Annotated in this window: 26 protein-coding genes; all 26 read right to left on the reverse strand. The window is 40.8% G+C overall.

What is annotated here, in order from left to right; all coding sequences use genetic code 11:
* Window positions 1–941, reverse strand: a 941-nt coding sequence (locus RQ973_RS06120) for a YSIRK-type signal peptide-containing protein (RefSeq protein WP_311523175.1), incomplete at its 3' end; no start/stop codon positions are given.
* Window positions 942–1,466: 525 nt separating this feature from the next.
* Window positions 1,467–2,411 carry an N-acetylmuramoyl-L-alanine amidase family protein gene (locus tag RQ973_RS06125; protein ID WP_311523176.1) on the reverse strand — a complete coding sequence of 315 codons (945 nt, stop codon included), beginning with the start codon at window positions 2,409–2,411 and terminating at the stop codon, window positions 1,467–1,469.
* Window positions 2,412–2,413: 2 nt separating this feature from the next.
* Entirely contained in the window at window positions 2,414–2,746 is a 333-nt protein-coding gene (locus RQ973_RS06130) for a phage holin (RefSeq protein WP_311523177.1), read from the reverse strand.
* Window positions 2,733–3,149: a hypothetical protein gene (locus tag RQ973_RS06135; protein ID WP_311523179.1), complete on the reverse strand. Its 417-nt coding sequence runs from the start codon at window positions 3,147–3,149 to the stop codon at window positions 2,733–2,735. Before RQ973_RS06135 ends, RQ973_RS06130 begins: the two co-directional genes overlap by 14 nt.
* A gap of 16 nt (window positions 3,150–3,165) precedes the next feature.
* Window positions 3,166–3,789 (reverse strand): hypothetical protein, encoded by a 624-nt coding sequence (locus RQ973_RS06140; RefSeq protein WP_311523180.1) that lies wholly within the window; start codon window positions 3,787–3,789, stop codon window positions 3,166–3,168.
* 4 nt (window positions 3,790–3,793) lie between these two features.
* Window positions 3,794–3,967: a hypothetical protein gene (locus RQ973_RS06145; protein ID WP_311523182.1), complete on the reverse strand. Its 174-nt coding sequence runs from the start codon at window positions 3,965–3,967 to the stop codon at window positions 3,794–3,796.
* Window positions 3,964–8,502, reverse strand: coding sequence for a phage tail spike protein (locus tag RQ973_RS06150; RefSeq protein WP_311523184.1), 4,539 nt, complete (start codon window positions 8,500–8,502; stop codon window positions 3,964–3,966). The genes RQ973_RS06145 and RQ973_RS06150 overlap by 4 nt, the downstream gene beginning before the upstream one ends.
* Window positions 8,499–9,194 (reverse strand): phage tail protein, encoded by a 696-nt coding sequence (locus RQ973_RS06155; RefSeq protein ID WP_311523185.1) that lies wholly within the window; start codon window positions 9,192–9,194, stop codon window positions 8,499–8,501. The genes RQ973_RS06150 and RQ973_RS06155 overlap by 4 nt, the downstream gene beginning before the upstream one ends.
* On the reverse strand, window positions 9,194–12,217 hold the full coding sequence (locus RQ973_RS06160; protein ID WP_311523186.1) for a PblA: 3,024 nt from the start codon (window positions 12,215–12,217) through the stop codon (window positions 9,194–9,196). Before RQ973_RS06160 ends, RQ973_RS06155 begins: the two co-directional genes overlap by 1 nt.
* A complete protein-coding gene (locus tag RQ973_RS06165; RefSeq protein WP_301559851.1) occupies window positions 12,217–12,597 on the reverse strand; it encodes a DUF5361 domain-containing protein in 381 nt (126 codons plus the stop codon). The genes RQ973_RS06160 and RQ973_RS06165 overlap by 1 nt, the downstream gene beginning before the upstream one ends.
* 14 nt (window positions 12,598–12,611) lie before the next feature.
* Window positions 12,612–12,926: a hypothetical protein gene (locus tag RQ973_RS06170; RefSeq protein WP_311523187.1), complete on the reverse strand. Its 315-nt coding sequence runs from the start codon at window positions 12,924–12,926 to the stop codon at window positions 12,612–12,614.
* A gap of 2 nt (window positions 12,927–12,928) precedes the next feature.
* The gene (locus RQ973_RS06175) at window positions 12,929–13,480 is read right to left on the reverse strand and encodes a hypothetical protein (RefSeq protein ID WP_049529789.1); all 552 of its coding nucleotides are present in this window, start codon (window positions 13,478–13,480) and stop codon (window positions 12,929–12,931) included.
* Window positions 13,481–13,494: 14 nt separating this feature from the next.
* Window positions 13,495–13,830, reverse strand: coding sequence for a hypothetical protein (locus RQ973_RS06180; protein WP_311523188.1), 336 nt, complete (start codon window positions 13,828–13,830; stop codon window positions 13,495–13,497).
* On the reverse strand, window positions 13,831–14,067 hold the full coding sequence (locus RQ973_RS06185) for a hypothetical protein (RefSeq protein WP_070480010.1): 237 nt from the start codon (window positions 14,065–14,067) through the stop codon (window positions 13,831–13,833). It lies immediately after the preceding gene.
* Window positions 14,060–14,398 (reverse strand): hypothetical protein, encoded by a 339-nt coding sequence (locus RQ973_RS06190; protein ID WP_311523190.1) that lies wholly within the window; start codon window positions 14,396–14,398, stop codon window positions 14,060–14,062. Before RQ973_RS06190 ends, RQ973_RS06185 begins: the two co-directional genes overlap by 8 nt.
* Window positions 14,385–14,780 carry a phage Gp19/Gp15/Gp42 family protein gene (locus RQ973_RS06195; protein WP_220074112.1) on the reverse strand — a complete coding sequence of 132 codons (396 nt, stop codon included), beginning with the start codon at window positions 14,778–14,780 and terminating at the stop codon, window positions 14,385–14,387. The genes RQ973_RS06190 and RQ973_RS06195 overlap by 14 nt, the downstream gene beginning before the upstream one ends.
* Window positions 14,781–14,785: 5 nt before the next feature.
* The gene (locus RQ973_RS06200; protein ID WP_061418872.1) at window positions 14,786–14,992 is read right to left on the reverse strand and encodes a HeH/LEM domain-containing protein; all 207 of its coding nucleotides are present in this window, start codon (window positions 14,990–14,992) and stop codon (window positions 14,786–14,788) included.
* 1 nt (window position 14,993) lies between these two features.
* The gene (locus RQ973_RS06205) at window positions 14,994–15,884 is read right to left on the reverse strand and encodes a phage major capsid protein (RefSeq protein ID WP_311523196.1); all 891 of its coding nucleotides are present in this window, start codon (window positions 15,882–15,884) and stop codon (window positions 14,994–14,996) included.
* Between the two features lie 3 nt (window positions 15,885–15,887).
* On the reverse strand, window positions 15,888–16,346 hold the full coding sequence (locus tag RQ973_RS06210; RefSeq protein ID WP_311523197.1) for a DUF4355 domain-containing protein: 459 nt from the start codon (window positions 16,344–16,346) through the stop codon (window positions 15,888–15,890).
* Between the two features lie 80 nt (window positions 16,347–16,426).
* On the reverse strand, window positions 16,427–17,839 hold the full coding sequence (locus RQ973_RS06215; RefSeq protein WP_311523198.1) for a terminase: 1,413 nt from the start codon (window positions 17,837–17,839) through the stop codon (window positions 16,427–16,429).
* A 63-nt stretch (window positions 17,840–17,902) separates the two neighbouring features.
* On the reverse strand, window positions 17,903–18,172 hold the full coding sequence (locus RQ973_RS06220; protein ID WP_311523199.1) for a hypothetical protein: 270 nt from the start codon (window positions 18,170–18,172) through the stop codon (window positions 17,903–17,905).
* Window positions 18,173–18,223: 51 nt separating this feature from the next.
* A complete protein-coding gene (locus tag RQ973_RS06225; RefSeq protein WP_075567685.1) occupies window positions 18,224–18,463 on the reverse strand; it encodes a hypothetical protein in 240 nt (79 codons plus the stop codon).
* Window positions 18,463–19,698, reverse strand: a complete 1,236-nt coding sequence (locus tag RQ973_RS06230) for a hypothetical protein (RefSeq protein WP_311523201.1) — start codon at window positions 19,696–19,698, stop codon at window positions 18,463–18,465. Before RQ973_RS06230 ends, RQ973_RS06225 begins: the two co-directional genes overlap by 1 nt.
* Window positions 19,688–20,956, reverse strand: a complete 1,269-nt coding sequence (locus tag RQ973_RS06235; RefSeq protein WP_311523202.1) for a hypothetical protein — start codon at window positions 20,954–20,956, stop codon at window positions 19,688–19,690. Before RQ973_RS06235 ends, RQ973_RS06230 begins: the two co-directional genes overlap by 11 nt.
* 210 nt (window positions 20,957–21,166) lie before the next feature.
* Complete coding sequence (locus tag RQ973_RS06240) at window positions 21,167–21,511, reverse strand: HNH endonuclease signature motif containing protein (RefSeq protein ID WP_311523204.1); 345 nt, start codon at window positions 21,509–21,511, stop codon at window positions 21,167–21,169.
* Between the two features lie 214 nt (window positions 21,512–21,725).
* Window positions 21,726–22,292 carry a site-specific integrase gene (locus RQ973_RS06245; protein WP_311523206.1) on the reverse strand — a complete coding sequence of 189 codons (567 nt, stop codon included), beginning with the start codon at window positions 22,290–22,292 and terminating at the stop codon, window positions 21,726–21,728.
* Window positions 22,293–22,398: the final 106 nt, after the last annotated feature.

Below are 22,398 nucleotides of genomic sequence, written 5' to 3' on the forward strand. Positions count from 1 at the left end.
TCGCCTTTGTCACTTACCACAGCTTCTGGTAAAGCGGGTTGGGTTGCAGGTTCGCCTTTGTCAGTTACAACTGCTTCTGGTAAGGCAGATTGGGTTGCAGGTTCGCCTTTTGCGCTTACAACGGCAGAATTTGAAGATTGTTTCTCTTCTTTTCTTGGATTGGTTAATTCTGCAGAGAGAGTTTTTTCAACTACTTGAACTTCTGTCGGCTTAGTTGAAGAAACAGATGTTTGTTCCTGCATAGTTTGTACTGTTGATGGATGTTCTACAAAATTTGGTGTAACACTATAATCCACCTTTTGTTGTTTTGTAGGAGTGGCTACTGATTTTTCTTGATTATTTACTTTAGACTCAGAAGTCGTTTTCCCCTCTTTGATATATCCAATATATGTGTAACCTGAAATGGCTTTAGGAAGAGGTAATTTTTCTCCAGAGGTCAATTCATAGTCAGTATTGTAATTTAGCAAAAGATTATTTTCTAAAGCATGAGCGGATACAAGAACACCATTTCCTATTCCTGCAACCAATACTAAATGTAATACCGTTTTATTCTTAACTTTTTTCTTAGAAACGGCAAAAATTAAAATTCCCAGAGCAGCTAAGCTAGCACCAGTAACTAGGGCTTGCATATCATTCTTGCTTCCAGTATTTGGCAATTCTCCCAGTTGATTTTGGGAATTTAACTTATAAACAAGATAATAAGTCTCATCATCATTCTCCATGTATGTCGGAATATCATAGACAAGCTGCTTCTTTTCTTCTGATGATAACTCTGACTCTGTCACATATTTATAGTGAACACCTTTAGTCTCTTGAGCCTCTACAGATGAACTAGCTAATACAGACATAAAAAATAAACTTGAAATCGTCGCAGATACAAGTCCTACTGATAATTTTCTAAATGAAAAACGCTGCTGTTTTTCACCAAAGTACTTTTCCATTATTCCTCCTTGAAATAAAATTTATATTTATCTTACGAAGGCCTTCAATATATTAGTGTATTATCTATAAAAAAGGCATTACACTTTGATTATACTCTTAATTTACCAAAAAGTCTTAAAATTGCGTTACGTTTTCATACTTTGTTTTATATATAAAATACGAATGAACAGGGTTTTAATTTCTTATATTCTTTTGGAATAAAAAAATAGGCTCTCCGAAAACTCGGAAAGCCTTATTTAATGCTACTTCTAGCTTCCTCGCCTTTTCATTTCAAGGCTCGGGATAAAAAGGTTCACTGGACCTTTTTATTTTGCGATTGGGTAAACAGAAACTTGTTGTTGCAATAAAAGAGAACTATTAGGCAATAGCCTTCAAAACCTCGAAAAATCAACAAGTTAGATTCCCCAAATTTACCGTATAATTACATAGTCAATAATTATGGGTATCATTTTGGGTATCAAAAAAACCGCAAGCTACTGCCTGCGGTCTAGTGTAATAATTTTTTAGTCTTTCTGTTTTTTATTTTATTTTGTGGTGATAAGTCCATCAGGCTCAACAGTAAACTCTGGTTTGTCTGCCATGCTGCCGTCTGGTTTGAGATAGTACCAACCGTTGCCTGATTTGATGAATTGATTTGATTTCATGTCGCCATCTTTTTCATCAAGATAGTACCAGGTTTCTCGGTATTTCACCCAGCCTTTAGCCATACGACCGTCAGCCTTGAAATAATACCAGTAATTACCGATGTACATCCAGCCTGTAACCATTGCGCCACGTTTGTCAAGATAGAACCAATCCTTCCCATCGTTGAACCATCGATTGATTAGGCAATAGCCGCGATTATCAAAGTAGAACCATTCATTGTTGACTTTCTTCCAACGGTCTGTCGGATAAGAGCCATCCGACTCCTCCCACCACCAGCCAGTTTCATTGCGTTTCCAGCCAGCTTCAGACAGACCACCTTCAATATCTTTTTTGAATTGCTCACGACTGATTCCCCATTTTGCCAGATAAGGATATGGATCCACATGGTCTGAGTGGTTGTTTGGTTGGTTATTCGTGCAATACTCGTGCGTTTTAATTCCAGCTAAACTCCCTGTATCAAGTGTTTTCGGCAAATCTGCTTCATCTGCAAGGTTTCGCAAAAGTTCAATATAGAGCTTGTAATCACGCATGAACTCTTCTTTTGAGCCATGGCTTTCAATCAATTCGACTGCTGCGTAACTCTCAGCATTCCAACCACCACCAACATCCCAACTTCCGTTATTTACGGGTCCTACTTGCATGACACGACTGTTACCAACCACATGAGAAAAGAACCCTAGTTCAGGGTCCTTTCTCATGTGATAGTCTGCTTCATTTTGTGCGGTTGAGTTTCGATTTCCTGTTGAGTGAGCATGTACTTGACGATAAGGTTGTACACCGACCTGAGGTAAGTCAGTTCTTAATCTGCTTGTATCAATATCCATCCTTACTCCCCTTTCCACGCATCGTTCATTTCTTTAACCGATGCCTCGATAAATGTATCAAGTTCCTTGTCAGTCATGCTGATGTTATATTTTGATAATTCTGCACGGATTTTAGTTCGTGCTTGCTCCAATTTTTCTTCACCTTTGTACCCAGTATCTGAAGCGACCTGTTCAACTGCGTTTACTGCATTTTTGGCCAAGATTTCGACAATCTTGACAGTCTGTTCGCCACCCTTCTTAATAAGGTAGTCTTTGATTGACTTGACTACGATACCTAGCAAAATAACTAGGATGCTGATGGCTCCGTTTAGTAAAATTTCGTTAATCTGTTGCATTTATATTTTCCTCCACAATTTCCAATGCTAGAAATTTTTCATACAGTACCTTGATAGCTCCATTGCCACCAAGCTCGACATAACTTTCATAAAGACGAGACAATTCCTCAATCTCATGCTGATTGGTATTGCCTCGTCTTATTGCTTTTTTTAGGTTTTCTTGTAATCGAAAACGTTGTAATCTTTGAAGACCTTTCCCAATAATACTCAATCCTTTGCTATTATCTTTGCCAATGTTCTCAACATTTGAGACTGTTTTTTCAATAGCACTAATTTTGTCAGATAAGAGACTGATTTGCTTGTCAGTCTCTTTCGTATTCTGCGTGCTTTTGAAGGAGAAATAGCTAGGAATGATTACGATTAGAATCGGACTTAGTTTATCTAGAAATGCTAGTAATTCCAATCAGACCACTTCCTATCTACTGTCCAGTTACTCGAGTGGTTTCAAGATCACTTTCGTTTTTTTGTCCTTCCCACTTCCAGATTGCAAGAAGACCATTTTGAGATGGCACTCCTTCAAGTTGCTTGAGAGATTCGCCTTTGTAAATGAAAGCCTGATTTGTCTGAATCAAGACGCGCTTGCCCTCACCGTTCAGCTCGACATGTTCAGGATCTTCAATCACAAACATATCACCTGGTTGATAGGCTTTGCCTTCTTCTACAAATGGGAAGAGTTCGACAAGCTCCTTGTAGGTTGTCCCGTAGGCAATTTTCTCGCCCATGATTGAATCCTGTGCCATGACTCGCACTACTTTGTCGATTTTATTTGCAAGAGCAGAAAGTCTGTCCTGCTCGCTCTTGTTGTGTGCAATCTGCTGCTCAGCTTCCTCAAGTTGCGCCTGCGCCTTGACGATTGCTGCTCCTGGATCAAGCTCGGCACGAATGATACTTTTAACTGCTTCAATCAATTCTTCATCTGACTTAGCCATCTGATCGCCTGGCAATTCACGAGAAAAGATTGTGTAAGGTGATTCACGATGAATCACGACTTCTGTTGTATCAAATTTCAAGTATTTGCTTCTTACTGTATATTCTGTTGCCATTTTCTTATTCCCCTACTGTTCCTTCTTGTTGTTTAGGTTCGAGTTGGTTCTTCAACTCTTCAAGTTGTTTTTCTAATGCTTCACGTTTTTGTACTTCTTCCAGATACAATGCCTGGAATGTTGATCTCTCTAGCGTGAGCCGTGCTACGTCTTGTGCGATAATTTCTAATGCATTCATGCTAATTTCCTTTCTAGTGCCTCAATTCGTTGAGACAATTCCTGAATCGCCTTGAGGGCGATAGTAGTTAATCTGAGATTGTCCAAGTTCAACGTGTCACCGTTCTCATAGACGAGTGTAGGGTCTATCTCTTGAACATCTTGGGCAATCAAACCAATCTTTGTGTGTGCCTGTTGCGGTCTATCCTCTTGTTTCTTCCAATCGTATTCCTTGAATTGGAAATGCTGGATATAGTCAAGAGCCTTGTGATTACAATCAACGATGTTTTCTTTCAGACGTCTGTCTGAAAAATGCTGCTTGACAACTGACCACAAGCTGTATGCTGTGCCATTGTAACTATAGTAGATATCATTTCCTGATCCACCAAAATCAAGAGAGACATTTTCTGAATTCCAGAGTCCAATAGTTGCAGTGGTTTGACCGTTGACGCTTCCTTTCCCGGTCTTCATCCAACCGATTCCATTCGCATTAATGTAACCTTCAACGGTTAGAAGGAACTCATTACTTGTTTCTACAGTTCCACCTACTGTAAAATCCGAATCTTTGTAAATGAAAAGGCCGTAAGGGACATTCTCACCACGACCATAGGATCCAATGAACTGTACTCCCAAGCCATCTTTGGCATTGTAGTCACGAGGTACATTGATCTGTAGACCGCCATTTACGGTATCAAATGAGCCATAAGAACCTAGTTGAATTTTAGTGTGCCCAGTTAAGGTTCCTCCATAGATGTTGGCCCCTCGAATCGTTCCGCCGTAGATCCTGTCTCCCTTGAGTGTACCTGTCACGATTTGAGAAGCATCTATCGTTACGGCATTCAAGGCATTTACAAACGCTCTACTTGCTACTAATTTGCTAGTGATAATCTCGTTTGAGACCAATCTATTAGCGAGAGCCTCGTTAAATACCAGCTTATCAGCTGTAATGGAGTTTGCTCGCAGAATATCCGTATTCAGAGTCGCGAACGTACCTTCACCAACAAACAATCGCTTGAAGTAACCTTGAATAGCTGTCAACTCATCAAGTAAGGTCTTCCCCTCGAGTCTGATAGTCTCTGCTTTAATTCCTGCATTTCGACCCGCTAGATTAAAACCAGCGATGATTTCATTGACGCTGTTCTTATTATGGACTCCCCACGAACCAGCTAGCTGTCTTTGAACGGTTTTCAGACCTTCATTCTTAGACACCTCAACCTGGAACAGCTGATTGGTCATAGCCATGCGAGCGATATTGTTGGCAATTCCATTATCTGTACTGCCCAGAATACGTTCGTAGAGTTGGCTAGTTTCCTTAACTCGCTGGAAGTCTGTCTGATTAGCCTTACCAGCAATCAATGAAGTGATATCTACGAATCGTCCATCTACCGAGTTTTTGTAATTAGCAATCTGAGTGGCAATCGAACCATTTTGTGGGTTGGTAATAGCTTCAAACCTACGCTCAAGACCTCTCACATCTTCCTGATAGGTTGATTTACCAACATAGTCTCTTGCGACCAACTCACGAACCGCACTAGCTTGACGAGCACTCTCCTCACGAGTATAGCGCTGTAGGGAATCCTGTCGCTGACCGTCTTTATTGACATATTCCTGAATAGCTGATAAGTCAGTTCGCAAGCTCTGAGCAGTCCGCTCAAAGGTAGCCTTAACCTCTGTGATGAGACCGTCAGTGTCTTCGGGAGCAGGACTCCAGTCTGTAGCAACATTGCCTTTCTCAATCTTCACATCCCAGACACTTTTGGTAGCTTCTTTGTGATAAGTGTTAACGCGTAGATGATAGATTCCTGTCGGCTTATCCCAAACGAATTTCGTCCCTGAAGTCCCAGTATTAGCATCGGATACCACACGATAACTGCGATAATTTTTTTCTACGATCCACAGAACGACATTATCACTTTCAGCATTGTAATGAATTGACGAGAATACACCGTCCGTCTTAGCAGAGATAATATATTCCTGGCCTTGCTCCATGTAAATAGATGTCTGGTCTGCATATAGAACATTATTATCAAAGGTAGACGGCTTCTTGTCTGGCATAAACGGTCCTTTCGAACCTCTTAACAGATTTCGTCCACCAACCCGTAAGTTTGAAAATTCTTCACGCAATTTCCCAGCTTCAGCCATGACTAAGGTCTTATCCGCCTTATCATTAGTTGCATTCAAGATTTCCTGACGAATCGAGCCAGCCCGCACCTCAAATTCAGTCATGCTCAATTTCTGATCCAACTTGTTCTGCGTGCTTGTTTCCAAACTCTTCACAGATTGCCGGATATTCTCAGCAGTCACATTTAGTGAGCTGATATCCGCTTTGGTTCTGAGACCTTCAGTCAGACTTCTCACACCAGCATCGAGTGCATCAGCGCGCTGTCTGAAGTTGGATTCAACTGTCGAAATCTGACCTTCTATATCTTCAGGAGCTTCTGAATAAGAAGTATCTACATCGCTTATTTCAAATTTCGGCATCCAAATCCAAACGGTTCCTTCTTGGTTGAAATTGAACAACCATTCATTTGTTGTGAATTTAGACTCGTTCGTCCAACCTTTTGGGATATGGATAACATATCGTTTAATTTCTGTCGACAATATCACATTTCCGCTTTTATAACCGATATTACCTAACCGAGACCTTAGCATTATTCCATTTTTACTTGCCTTGGCATAAAAACTAATGGTTACATCTTGATTAGTCATGCTCCCAGGAACATTCTTTCCAAACTGACCAAAAGCTGGGTAAGTAATCTTAGGATTACCGCTATCTCGGCCAGATGGATTCTGACCAACGATTTTTAAGGCATTATAACCTAAATACTTATCAGTGCTATCAATAGTAGCCTCGTAAGTACTTGTAGTCCAAATTCCTGTTTTTGAAATATCCTGCTTGAAAAGCGAATTCAAGAATAGATTTCGGCCAGATGCCTGCACACTAGCCAGCTTACTGGCCAGTTCCTCGGCTGTCTGTGTGAGTTCTGACTTGCTAGCCTTACCATTGGCCAAGTTGGTCAACTCTGCTAATCTACGAGTCGTTGTCTCTTCATACGTCGATTGCGCTGACTTCACACCAGCCAGTTCATTTTTTGTCTGGATCAGTGCTTTAACTTGTTCATCAACTTCATCTTTTATTTGTTCTTGCTTCGATAGAACTTCATTTGCTAAAGCATCCAAATCACTTGATAAAGTCATCTGAGCGCTCGTAGCCTGAGACTTAAATTCTTCGAGTTTAGCAATCGAATCCAACCCAATGCGCTTGGCTTCCTGGGCAAGTACACTACTTGCGCCAGCGTTTCGCAAGGCTTCCTCAGCTCTGCGCTTGACTTCTTGTAATGGACCATTGTTGAAACTACTGAATCGCTGGTCGATATTGTCAGAGAGCTCTCTTTTAACTTCTTCAGCTTTGGCCTTGATAGCATTCACGTCATCCGTAAACTGGCTAACTAACTCCTCTTTTCGTCTGTCAAAAGCAAGATTAGCATTCTTGAGTTCTCTTGCTAACTGCCGTTCAAAATTGCCTTGAAGCTGTTGAGCTTCGCCCTTGACTGCATCACTCACTGCGTTACCAATCGCATTTGCAAGTCCCGACTGGAACTGACCGAAACCGATAGATTTTAACTTTTTGGCCATCGGTGAGTAAGTATATTTAGTAATCTTCTTACGCACGTCCAGATTGTAACGTTCGTGGAAGATACTCACAACATCGAACATTTGAACAGGCACATCGCTCTGCCCGACAACCTCAATCTCAAGGCTATCTTCCATCATGTCGCAGAGCGATGTTCTGTAATACTGCTCACCATACTTGCGAAGGCTCACTTCATCCTTCACATCCTGGTCATTAACCTCAATCACATCTTCATAGATTTGACTGTATTTGTTAATGAGTGGACTATCGATCGTAACCGTGAATGTACGATCAGGTGCTTTCTCTCCCTCACCTTTTACAGTCGCGATGAAAGTAATTCGAGTTTTCAGAGATTTAGTAGAGGTCTTGTGCTGATAGCTAGACAGATTTTTCTTGTACATAAAAAGCGATTCATTCTCTGAACCGCCATTTTTTAAGAGTCGAACCTGATAGCCTTGGCGAACAAGGTCGCCACCCCACTGACAAATAATAGAATGCTTATCTTTCGCGAATGCCTCCATAGCGTTCTTGGAGACAATATTAAAGGTGTGTCTATCTTCAATATCAGAGAAGAATGAGAACGGATTATCACGAGTGATGCTTCCAGCAAAACGACTCAAGGCAGTCGAACCAGTTTGTCTGTCCAATGAGATAGGATTGACCACATAGTTATTCAAGAGGGTGAATACTTGGTTTGCATAGACTTGAATATAGCCATGCTTCTTCTCAACCTCGAAAATGACGAAATCCTGCTCACCGTGAAGGTCGTCAGCCGTGAGGAATGTCTCTTCCTTCAACTTCTCCCACAATGGATCGGATGTCGGAAATCGGAAGCTCAATTGATAGGTGCTATTCTCCTCTTGAACAATTTCATCAGCATAAGCAGCATTCAGAGGCATATTCCCATTTGTTAAATAAATCAAATCTTATACCTCCAATTCGGTCGAATAGTAATCTTACGGACGGTTCCAGTGAATGAAATACCAACCTTACCAGTCGGAATTTCTAAGAACCCTCCACGCTTCCGAAGCGTATTCTGAACTGCACCAGTTGCATTGTAGATGTTTTGTTTGCCCTGCCTGCAATCAATCGTAGCCTTGGTCTTAATCGCAAGATACATGGTCTTCCGACCAATTGTAAGGGAGATGTCGCCATCCCCCTCAACCTCGATAATTGGTTCCGAATAAATCGTCCCAAGATTATTGATTGTACCAGATGCAGTAAGAACCACAGGATCTACAGTTTTTTGATAACGGAAGGGTTGCATGTCAAGTTTAATCTCTAACTTCCAAGCATGATTCCCAAAAGGTTCAAAACTAGCAGTCACAAAGTTAGCATAAAACAATGATCCAAGCTGATAGCTAAACTCCAAAACATTATCGTTCGATTGAAACTTATCAAGAATACTTGAAATCTCAACCATTTTTTTTACGTGAAGAATGAAGGTCCTTTCGTAACTGTCGAAAGAACCGTCTAATACACGATAACTGCCGTTGACTCCATAAAGGGCAGCCTTCTCTCCCTTTGGCTTAGCAGCCTCCACCTTCCCAAAATCTGTCACAACACAACCAGGAAGGCTTGATGTATTAAAACCGTTGATGATCATATAATCCATTAAATTCCTCCCCTCGCATAAATAGCACCGTGTTGTTCGTAGGTTTTGAGTGAGATAATGTCATTGTCTAGGTAGACATCTGACGATTTCTCAAGGATAGCAGTGAGGATCTTCTCCATACTTGCTCTCAGAATCGCTATCTCAGTCACGGTTTTACTCTCATGTGCTTCAAATTGAGCTGATGGCATAGCCAACTGTGCCTCAAGACTTTTAGTCACGGACGCAGAGGAATTCAGATCCAGACTATCTCCTGAAAATACATCTGAAATTTCATCAGCCATACCTCCAACAGTTTGCTTCACACCCTTAAAACGTTCTTTTAATCCTTGGTCTAAGCTTTGCATGATTGCAGTACCTGCAGGGATCAACAATTTCCGGTCATATTCGATAGGACCTTTGTGGTCACGAATCCAGCTAGCAATACCACCAACAAAATTTGTAACAGAGGACCACATAGACTGCAGACCATTTAAGAAACCTTGCAATATTGCTTGACCAGCTGCGAATAGGTCAATATTCCACAATTGATTGAAGAATCCAGTTACATTACTTACAAGATTAGATACCGCATTAGACATGCTGTTCCAAGCATTTTGCGCCCCGGATACGAGACCATTGATAATGTTTAGAACACTAGAAGCTAGAGAACTCCAAGCATTGCTTGCCGTTGACTTAATACCTTCCCACAAACTTGATAGGAAGTTCATAAAGCCATCCCAGATATTTTGAGCTCCCTGCACCAAACCTGAAATCAAATTTAATACAGTGGTTTTTATCCAGTCCCAGGAAACAAATGCAGCTGTTTTGATAGCCTCCCAAATTGCACTAAGAACAGCAGAAAAATTTTCAAAAACAGCAATACCATAACCAACAATAGCATCTACAACTCCAGAGAAATATGTTTTAATCCCCTCCCAAATCATGGAGACGCCATTTTGAATTCCTTCCCAAATTAGAGAAAGATCAGCTCCCAGCTGGTTAAAGTTCCCTGTCACAAGGTCAATGATGATCAGAATAGCACCCAAGAAAATCGATTTGATAAATTCCCAAGCACCTTGAAAAATCATCTTAATCCCTTCCCAAATTTGAGTAAGACCATCTGAAATGTTATTCCAAACATTCATGAATCCGTCAATGAACGGTGGAACAATAGCCATCACTACCGTTGTGATAGCTGTCCATGCAATAGATGCTGCCTCTTGAATCCTTACCCACAAGTCAGAAAAGAATGTTACAACAGCATTCCACATGGCCTTCAAAGACTCAATGTAAGCATTCCAAGCCGTTACGACTCCATCCCACAAGGTGCTAGCACCCTCAGAGATACCAGACCAAAGACCGACAAAGAAATCAGCAATTCCCTGCCATGCCTGCTTGATCCAATCCACAAAGGATGACCAAATTTGCTGACCAGTTTCTGTTTGTGTGAAGAACCATACAAGACCAGCAGTCAATGCTGCCACTGCCGTTACAATTAACCCAATCGGGTTTGCAGATAATACTGCATTAAAAATACCGAACGCTCCACTTGCTCCCATGGTAGCAGCCGCATTCGCTGCTTCCGCGGTAGTGAGTGCACCGGTTCTTACGAACTGAGCCAGCATAAGACCATTCGTAATAGCCAGAGTTGCATTCCTGATTGTTTCAATTCCTTTTATTACCGCTAAGACAGCTTTATATCCTGCCCATGCACTCGTAATGCCAACAACAGCCGATTTTAAGGCATCTAATGCAAGAGGTGAATCTTTTAACCAAGAGGTAAATTTACTAAGACTTTCAGAAGCGTCTCTGATAAAACCTGTGATACTTTCAAAGGCAATGCCTAGCAAATTCACTCCCTGCTCTCCGTCTTTGATCCCTAACAGATCTCCAACGAAGTCAACAACAATGCTTGCAACATTACCAGCAACAACTCCGATATTCTCAAAAGTAACTCGGATATTATCCGCAATATTGACAATTTGAGTTGCAGCTTCCTCACTAAAACCAAGCGTATTCAGAATATCAATGTTATCTTGCTTACTTAATGACCCAAAAATCATGTCAAAAAAGGTCTCAAAGATTCCTGTTACACGAGCCAGTTGATCAAAAACTGCACTCCCAAAGGCATCCCCAAAAAGCTGAGATGCAATCTGACTAATCCCTTCAGTCAGAACCAATCCAAGGCCTGAAAAAACATTGCCAATCATCGGCAAAAAATTATCAAAGAGAAATGTAGAGGTTGTTTTAAGCAGAGCATGCAGAGAAGGCAGGATATTCTCCCCCAATGCCAGCTTACCAAGGACATTCTGAGCAGCTGCTTTCATAGATTCAAAAGAACCACTAAAAGTAGATGCCGCCTCTTTAGCTGTTGTTCCAGTGATGTCGAGATTTTCTTGGATAGCGTGGATAGCATTATAAACATCTGACAGGTTGTTAATGTCATACTTAACACCAGTCAACTTCTGAGCGTCATTCAAGAGACGCTCCATTTCCTGCTTTGTACCACCGTAACCAAGCTTCAGGTTGTCCAACATGGTGTAGTTCTGCTTAGCGAACCCTTGATATGCCATCTGAATGCTCTCCATAGATGTCCCCATCTTATTCGCATTGTCTGACATATCAATCATGGCCATGTTGGCTGTTTCAGCAGCCTTGTTCGTGTCACCGCCCAAAGATTGCAAGAGACTAGCTGAGAAGCCTGTCACGTTCTCCATGTAGGCATTAGCTGACAATCCTGTTGTCTTGTAAGCCTCATTAGCATATCCCTTGACCTTGTCAGCAGAACCTTTGAAAAGAGTTTCAATACCTCCGAGCGATTGCTGGAGCGCTGCACCTTCACTGATAGCAGCTGAAAAAGCCTTGCCAATCCCTGCTGCTGCAATAACCTTTGTCATAACGCTAACAAGACTAGAACCTAATGACTGCCCAGCACTTTGTCCTGCTGCGCTAGCTTCAGGATTGAGAAGTGATTGGATTTTACCAGTAATACCTCTGGCTGATGGTATCAATTGTACATAAGCTTGTGCTATTTCTGTCGCCACTAATCCTCACCTCCAATCTTTTCTAGAATTTGCTGACGATATTCTTCAAAGTCCTCACCAGAATCAAAGATCATCTCCTTACTTTCTTTAGCTTTAGTTTTACCTGCCAGCTCCTCTGCAACCATTAATGGTTTGTTGATTCCTTTCTGACCGTCTGTTGTTTTAAACCAAACAAGAGCAGAAAGTCTATCTAGCACGCCCGCAAGCAAAAAAGTTTCAAAAGGAACCTTGCTATTGGTCATTGCTAGTTTGATCCGTGAATCATCTCTCAGACCAAAAGCAAAGACAGCTACCTGGTCAGCAGGTAACTGTCTGTAGTCAAAAATTCCATAGGTTTCAGCTAAATCACAGATAAGAGCATCTTCGTCTGTTTGAATCATTCTAGCAAGGAGTGCTATTTTTTTAACTGATTCTTACTTGTAAAGATTTCTCGAATTTCATTCCCAATCTTGTCCAAAGGAACAATTCCATCCGCAGTTCGCACATGATTTTTCAAATCTTCCGATTTGTTACCAAGCATGAGTTTGACCACTTTTGGTAAAACTGCCGGGTTTGTATCTACTTCAGCGATGGCTTCAAGTAACTCATAGTTTTCCAAGCGCTCTTTTGTAATTTCAAAAGCAAATCCAGTCGAAGTAACACCACGAATTGTTTTAATCTGTGGGGTTGCTCCGTTATTTTTTTTCTTCTTATGATTTCGTCTTGACATGATTAAGCTCCTTTGATGTATTCATAGTGTGTGTCGTCAGCAGCGTTAGGGAAGGCAGTGACTGTCGTACCATATCCGAGAACACTTCCATCGTTATAAGTGATTTCATCGATGGCAGTTACCTTTCCTGAAGGGATAACAATACGTTTAAGTACACCACCTTTTAGAACCGTTTCGATTACAAGGCAATGATGTGGCAATTCTTTTGAATTTGCCTTGATCTTAATCCCTGTTGACAAATCCCCAGATACATTATCTGAACCATAAACTTCCTTCAAAACATCCACATTCAACGCCTCAATCAGCATATATTTGAACGTATCCACCTTCTCCTTTTGAACGGAACTAACAACGACACCACCCCAAGCTTTGATATTTTCAGATTCTGGAGAGTTGCTATTAGTCATACCATCTTCTGAAATATATCCCAGTGATTTAAACGCAACATCTAGTTTTGTTGTTGCATCTGTAGGCAATGGAGTCCCTATTGGAGCGGAAAAAACCGCACCGCCAATTTTAGGTTTTGCAGTCGTTACATTTGCTTCTGTTGCCATTTATTTTCTCCTTTTTAAAAGTAATTAATATCAAATACGGCTTGATATCGATATTGTTTTGTTTCAGTGTCCGTAAAATTGTAATCACTGTTCAGGTGGACACCACAGATTGAATCTAATTCAATCAACCCCTTTACAGCTTTTTTTACTTTCACATTAAGCTCTGCAGCCTTCTGCATAGTTGGGCCATAACTTTGGAAAGCAAAGGTCGCACTACCAGAATGATTTCGCTCCTTACCACCAGTTTTTTGAATAATGACAAAACTGGCTGGAGTTTCAGCTTCATGCTCAAAAAATGACGGTACATCTAAATGACCGTCAAGATATTTCTTGATAATAATTTCAATCATCTAATGTACCGCCTTCAACAAAGTGTTATTTTTCAAATTATCCCTTTTCGCTTTTCGCGTAGCTGGATAAATCATAGCATTGGCCCTTGTCTTACCAACGTGGCTATCTTGTTCATAGCCAGGACCACATCTTTTTTTTATGACCGTTGCTTCTTTGTTCAGAATATCCTGAATCTCTTTGGATTTCAAAAGAGCTCCTACACCCGCACCAATAAGCTTGACTTTTGTATTACTCATACGCTTCAACCATCACTTTCTTATTCCATTCTAAAGGCATCATGGCTTCAATTCCTTCCAAAGAAATACCAATCGTGCGCCATTTGCGCCCAAAGAAACGAACCTCACGGTCTTTCCACTCGTTCTGATCGCCTTTTGGGATTCCTAGCGTATAAGCAGCCTTCTTTCCAGTCAAATTGAGCTGATTCGTGACGTCTTCTGTTGAAGCTGGGACAACCAGAACATTATCTACTTGAATTTCAGTATTCTCATAGATTGGATGCCCAAAGTCATCCCTACCATTCTTGGTTTTCCCAATTAAAGTTACAGTAATTCCTTTAATCCGTCCCATAGATATCAATCACCCCATATCTTTGCTTTTTCAGGCCCAGACGTTTCAATTCTGAATCCTTGATAAAGAGACCACCTCCAGGGACTAGATAAGAACCACTCACTGAGTAGCCCAAAGCACTTTCAGCAAATTGAGTCACTGGCTCCTGGTCTGTTGAAGTCATCAGGGTACGAGCTACCACATCGACTGTAACGGATTTGACCACCATGGCAAAAGATGGATCAGTAGCCACTAACCCATCTAAATCTTTACCAACTTTTTTAGCTTCAACGCGAAGAGAATGAGAAACAACTTCCAACAGCGCCTCGGCTCGTTTTTCCTCATCGAATTTCAACGCTCGCCACAATTTTTTCAAATCTTCCACTGTTGCAAAGTTTTCCATCTCAATCACCCTTCATTTGCGATTAGTAAATCAAGCAAGGCAGATTTATTTGCCTTGCTATCATACTCAACACCCAATTCATCAAGTTTCGCCTTAATTTCTGGAACAGTAAGGCGATATTCGTCCTTGAATTCACTAATAGGAACCCAGTCACCTGCCAATTTACTGTCTGTTTCAATTGTTGCTAAGGTTTCTTTGTTAATATATTCCATATTAAGCCTCCACACGAGCAAATGCCTGCTCGTCAAGAATTCCCCAACCTACATATACTTCTGTACGCAAGCAAACTTCGCGATAGCGTTTCAAGTCACGGCCAGCACCATCTGGATCACCGTATTTAATGATTTCAAGAGGAATTTCATCTGCATATCCCCATTTTACAGCATTTTCAAAATCACCAACGATAACATGGTCTTTTTTAGCTGAGTTTGCAACAGTTGTCAATGTTTTATTGACATCTGACTTCATTCCATAAAATGAATCTGGATTTTGACCAAAACGGTATTCAGGATATTGGACTACCCCGTTTACCTTAATTTTTCCAAGTGCAGCCCCTGCAGCCGGAGACAATGCGATTCCATTCACTTCGCAATCATTTGCTGTGACAGTTGCAACAGCAGCATCAATGTTTTCATCAATTTTATCTGCTTCATAGGTAACCACATTTCCTGTAATCAAACCATCAAATGAGTTTGTGGCTTTGAAAGAAGCATCTGTCATTGATTTTGGTTCAAGGCCATGAAATGAAGCGATATCAATTGCTTGTGCAACTTTTTTAGACAAGCCATCAATAAAAGATTTTAGGTAAGATAATTGTTTTTCTTCTGAACAATGTACAAATTCCTCAGATACTCGTGCTTGATATGTAATCAAAATAGGTTTGATTACTTTCGGTTTCATAGTTGCATTTCCAGCATTTGAAGGATTACCTTCACCTACAATTTCAGCATTTCCTTCGAGATTGAATACAAATGTTTCCGTCCCCGAAAACGGAATAGGTTCTCGAGTAGTAAGTTTGGCAAGAGTTGAATGCCCCTTTACCTTGCTAAAAATGTCTTGGACTGTTTCGACTGGGAAAAGATCCCCTGTTTGTAGTGTTGCCATAAATTATTCTCCTCTCATTTTATGCAACATTCCTTTCAATGCTGCATCTTTGTCATCAATTGAGCTAGGCTCATTTGTTCCGAGCGGGTAAACTGGTTGAGTTTTCTTTATAAAACCAGCCAAGCGCTCTGCATCTGCTTTGAAGCTATCTTCATCAGTTCCCTGCAAACGGTCTGCAAGGTCATAAGGCAATCCATGTTGCAAAGCAATCCGAGTTCTCAGACTAGCCGTCTCATAGCCAGCGATTTTATTCTGCAAATTTTCAAGTTGCTTGTCAGCATCTGCCTTACTTTGATTGTTATCTTCGATTGTTGACTTCAAGCCAACATTTTCTGTTTCCAATTCTGTAACTCGAGATTTGAGCTGGTCATAGTCGCTATACTTCGCTTTCTCACGAGATAAACGCTCCTTAATAGCAGCATCAAATTCTTCTTGTGTAGTGATTGGTTTAAATTCTGACATTCTCATGTCTCCTTTCTCCTGCTTTCCCGGCAGTTCGGTAATTTTGGGCATCAAAAAAAGCAGTCACAAGACCGCTTATTTTAATAACTGATTTTTTGCTTTTTCTTAGGCTTGGTCGTAGCACAAGCCCAGTGCGCAAGCAAAGCGCTATCCATCAAAGAAATATCCATGTCGTCAAAGTGCGATCGATAACCAAATCCACCATTTGAACCAATATTCCGCTTATCGCAGTTAGTAGCTACTTTAAACAATGATGGCTGGCCAGCGTGACAGATGCTCTTCTGGTAAATTCCCTGCTCCCAAAGAGCGTTGGCTACGATGATTTCCTTCACAGTTGGTAGAATCACGTTCTTGATTCTATAGTCCTTCAACTCTTCGTCCAGGATCTTTTGACCACTTGCGCCATCAATGACAATTTGAGCCACGTCAGCTTGACGCAAAAAGGCAACCATCCACTCATTCCCATTACGAACGGATTGACAATCGACTGTTTCTACAAAGAAACGCCCATCCTTGGTCCGTGCAGCAATACTCAATGCCACGTTCGTTCCATCTTGACCGTACTTAATACCAACAGACAGCTTGCCAGACAATTCTGGTACATCATCCACCTTGAGCTCATTCCACTCCGTTTCAGAAATAGCAGATTTCTGGTTGTAAGTCGGCCAGAATCCCAAACGTTGGATATTATGGTCCAGCTTATCCTCACCAAGCTCAGCCTCAATCTTACGCTCATTTAAGTGATAGCCCATGGATGGATTAGAATTATACCAGGCTTCCACATCATCAATTTCCTTTTCATCGGAAACCGACCACTCAGCCCAGCCAGAATACTTCCCTTTTCCAAAAAGACAAGTCTCACGATACTTAGTAAAAACCGTACCGCTTGATACAGGTGTAGGAGGTGTTCCACACATGATTGTGATAGGATTCTCACTATCCGTCACCGTGTATTTCAAAGCAGATTCTTGCTCGGTCGTGTACTCCTGAGCCTCGTCAATGATCAGCATGTCAAATCCTTCACCCAGACCACCATTTGATGTCCTAGTACGAAATTGGATAACACCACCTGTTGAATAAAGTTCAATTCTCTCCTGTCCCTTTGCTCGTATAGAATTGAAATCCTCACCATCCACATAACCCATTTTCTCAAGGTATCGTTTCACCTTCTCAAAAGAGGAATGAGATGTAGAAATTCGGTGAGCCGTATGCAGGATATTCAATCCCTTATGCAAGCCCCAAATTTCAAGAATATAAAGGATTTCAGATTTCCCATTACGACGAGGAATAGAGTAACCAAACTTCTGATGCACCCAAAGACCGTTCTTGTCAACAGCCATCATGGGTAATAAAAGATTCTTCTGCCAAGCATAGCAAGAAAGGCCAGTCCGTTCGTAAAGTTCAATCGCTTCTTTAGCTTTTGAATTTTTCTTGACGTATTTTAAAATCACCGATTGAGTAGGATTCTGATTGCCAAGTTTCTTCCTAGCCATTCCACTTTCCTTTCAATCGTCATCGCATGATAACCCTATCGCTGGGAGATATCGGATCACCTCCTAGATACTGGCTAAAATATTCAGATACTCTACTTCTTCATATGTTTCTGCAAAAATATCAGGCTTGCACGGATAAAATTCACCTTGAATTCCTTTAATAATGTAGTCACCTTTTTTGGCTATCATGTCACCTTCAAGTGTAGAAATCCATATATTTCCAAGTGCATCAAACCAAATCTTATTATTTTCTGCAAAGTCAATTACTTCTTTATAGTTATTGCCGTTCCAACGCACCGCCTCAACCACAACAGGTTTCTTTCTGTACTTCATTTTCTAACTCCTTTCAAAGCATAAGAAAAGCACCTAGAATTTTCTAAGTGCTTATCCCCAAGCAAAAGATTTCTCGCTTGGTAATTCTCCTTTATCCCACATCTGCTTCACTGCTCCACGAGCCTTGTTCGCATAGTAAGGATAACCTAGTTCTTTATCATAATTCGACTCGATGACAACTGTAACTTCACCGGTGCGCTCATCAATCTCAATCATACCTGGGTCACGGTTTTCAGGAATATACCAATAACCCTTACTTTTTGAATTGAAAATTTTAATAAGTTTAAGCATTATAGGTCTCCTTTCTCCTTCATCCAAGCAATCCACGCTTTTTGGTAGTTATAGGTTTTATTAGTAAGTTCGTGGGCTTCATCGTACTTCATTCCCTTTGCCATCAAATCATGTTCCATCAACTCGTGATTTAGCATTACAAGGTCGTGAGGTTGAATATTCTTACCACCAATCTCTGAAAGTCGTCGCCAGCTCTCAGCCATATCATAGCTAGGGTCGAAACGTTTCCGACCATCTTCTAAATCATACTCATTAATAAAAATATGGTTATAAATCTTCTCAACATCTGATTGTGAAAGACCACTATTGTTAGATACCTTCACTATTTCATGTTGCTTATTTCGATTTCGTACACTCTCATAAAATTCTTGAGCATGTCGGTCACGCTCTTTATTGTATGGATCATTTCTGTCGTTCCAAGCACCATACACAGCACCACTACTCTTCATAACCCTATTATAGCGCTTTTGCTCACGCTCGTCAACAGATACTACGCCGATTAGCTTCCTACGCTCAACAATCTCTTTGTCTACAGAATTCCATTTCTTCGTCCAAACATCCTGAACTTTTCCGCTTTTCGGATCATAGTCTACAGTGCAACGGCAATGCTGATGCCTTCTGTAAACGTCCTTGGGAACTCTTGGATATTTATAGTTTCCTTGAACTTCTTGGCACCACTCACAACAATGAAAATACGATTTTCTAATAATTTCAGGTTGCAATCCAGACTGATGATGAAACTCCGCATTCTTCCTGATTGTATCATCAATAATTGACTGTGTAAAGTTCACAATAGGTTCACCAAGCAACCAACTGATATCTTCAAAATTTTCCTCAGACGAAAAGCGATTGACTATACCAGCTATTCGATCCTGATTCAATTCAGGAACTTGCACTTTGAGACCGATTTTTGCTTCATCATTCAAATTCTTCTGAACATCACTAGCATAACCACTCACAAGCTCGTGATTTCGTCCTAGAACGTCCGTCAGCAAACGTTGAGCGATATTGTAATACATTTTACCGTCTGGTAGTTTGTCGGCGCTTAGAGAAGCTCCTAGAGCCTTCGAGAGAATATCGCCAATTTCAATCGCAAACTCATTTGCAGTTTTGTAAGTGGCTTTTTTTGCCTTCAACGCAGCAAAAGCATTTCTGACGATCTCACTCTTGCCAAAATCTCGTTCAAACCTCTCCTGTACCTCTTGTAAGATGCCAGGTAAAACATCATTCTCCATTTAAACCACCCTCACTTGCCACTGGTTTTGCGGACATGTCTCCCGCGATACCAGTAAGGTCTCGGATTGTTTCCGCATTGATGTAACCAGGCAATGCCTGATTTAGTTTCACAACACCATCACCAATCATGGTCATTGTGTTCGCATCCGCTTCAAACAATGGCTCCCACTTGACTGTGGTTCTTACGAATTGGCTTCTAGTATAACGAAACTCATCACGCAAACAAGCCGCAACATAAGCGACATTTAGCAATCCAGCACCTAGAGAGCGCTGAGCCTTTCGACCAGCAAGACGAAGATTCTCATGGCTAGCCTTGATGGCTTCCACAGATGATGGATTATCTGAAACGAAACCAAGGTCATCCAATGTCAAGCCCATTTCCCCAGCAAATCCAGCGGCAGCCGTTTTTAGCTGTTCTGTAAAAGGAGACATACTAGCGGTAGTAAATTGACCAATACTTGGTTTTTCTCCACTATCACTAGCAGAAATTGTCAATAAACTTGATACAGTGGCTTTATAAGTTTCCAATTGCTCTGCATCAGGATCTAATCCAATAATATATTTTTGTGGCCACGAATAGAATTCAGCAGTGATGTCAGCTCGCTCTAAAGTACGCTTCGCATATTTTTGATGATACATCCCTGCCCTAGTAATACGAGATCGACCAAACGGACGAACAGCATCAGGACGATGAATAACCGGAACCAGCAGAGGGATACCAGTTTCATTCACAACCGAATATGGTCTACCATCTTTCGGAATGAAATGAGTAGCATTAGGTTCGAAGTAGGCTTCAAGCGTTGGACGATTGTAATCATCACGAGCCAACACCGCATACCCTTCCACAAGCAATCCAGTTATAGGGTCAATGACACCAGTCGCGTTGCTTGATTCAATGACTTGTAACCTCACCTCATCATCTTCACCCTTCGAAATGTAGACGAAACTACATGAACCAATCAAAGCAGCTAAAATAGCACTATCAAAAAAAATGTCAGGATTGTTCCGATTAAAGATTTCTGTAACATTAAAATCATCGTTAGCAAATTCCCTGAAAATCAAACGATCTGCAAGACTATCAACGCCCTTTGCAGCCCAACCAAGAACAGCTTGGTACTTCACCCTAACTTGTGGAGGAATTGTGATTCCTGTCGGTGCTTCATAGTGCTGCATCGCATAATGCTTGTATCTCAGATTGACTCTACTCTGATAGAGATTTAACTTTCTCCTAAGATAATCAATACCTCTTAATTCCAAACCGTTCTCCTTTCATTTTGATGATTTGGCGCGAGAAAAAATGTACAGTGACGGCGTGAAGCCCTCGAGCGCCTAGTGGGAGGGGGATACCCCCCTATCCTCTGCTAGGACTTACTTCACACATGTCTGTTATTTTTTTCAAATTCTAAGCATTCATTATTATTTTTGATATTTTTAAAAAAATAATATAATTTTTCTTTTTTGGCTTCTTCAAGCTCTGTACTTTGTCCAATCTCTTGACTGTGGCAGGTTGCGATTGCCTACAACAGTAGCATTGGCTGACCTATCGTCAGCATATAACTTATCAGACTTCTGTCTGTTGCATTGCCAGTGGGCTAACTGCAAGTTTTGAATATCTGATGGATGACCGTTGCGATTGATTGGAATAATGTGATCAATGACCGGACTTAATGGATGTGGGTACCTCAAGGATTTGTCAACTGGTAGTCCACAAATCCCACAAGTATTTCTTGTTTTGAGAATAATATTTTTATTCTTTTCAAAAGCAACTCTGTGAGGACCACTCCTGTCCGGTCTTTCCTGGGTGGTATTCATCTAGGGAGGGGGCCTTTCTTTTTGGGAGGTAGGGGGTTAAATTTTTATGATGTAAGGGGGGTGTTTTTCAGTCTCTGACACCCTCGTATATTTAACATATCTTATATTCTGTTAAATAAAACTAACATCCTTAAAAGTCAAGTGTAACAAGTGTTTACATCTGTTTCATTAAAAACTAATTTACGTTTTCTCAATATGTAAAATAAATAATCATTTAATAGCTAAAATTCATCATTGAATCATCCAATTCATCCTGCTTAATACCTATATAATCAAGTGTAATATCTGGTGATGAATGATTAAATAATTCCATCAAGATCGCTACATTTTGATTTTTTCTGTAGTGATGATAGCCAAATGACTTTCTCATGGAGTGGGTTCCAATATTTTTCAGGCCAACATGTTCAGCTGCTTGCTTTAAAATTTGGTAAGCAGCTACTCGACCTATGTGAGTTATCCGAACTCCATCCGTCCTGACTTTCTTTTTGCTAGGAAATAGATAGTCATATCCTTGTAGCTCATTCGTTTTAATGTAATGATTCAAGGCCTTTCTTAATTCCGGATTGATAGCAAAACGCTTGACTTTGCCTGTCTTCTTCTCAGTGACTTCTATTCTATCACTAGTCACATGTTTAACTTGCAGAGGTATGATGTCGCTGATACGCATTCCAGAATAAAGACCACACATAATCAGAACATAGTTTCGCTCACTCTTTGATTTTAAGAAGTTTTTCATCCGTTCAATATCATCAAGTTCTCGAATAGGTTCTACTTTCTTCACGACATCACCTCCAATCCATACAAAAAGGCAGGATGTGCCTGCCTTTACAATTATTTCATAATATAATTTTAGCACACAAAATCATATATCCACTCCGAACTTACTC

It is taken from the genome of uncultured Streptococcus sp., assembly GCF_963511325.1.
Lineage (GTDB): Bacteria > Bacillota > Bacilli > Lactobacillales > Streptococcaceae > Streptococcus.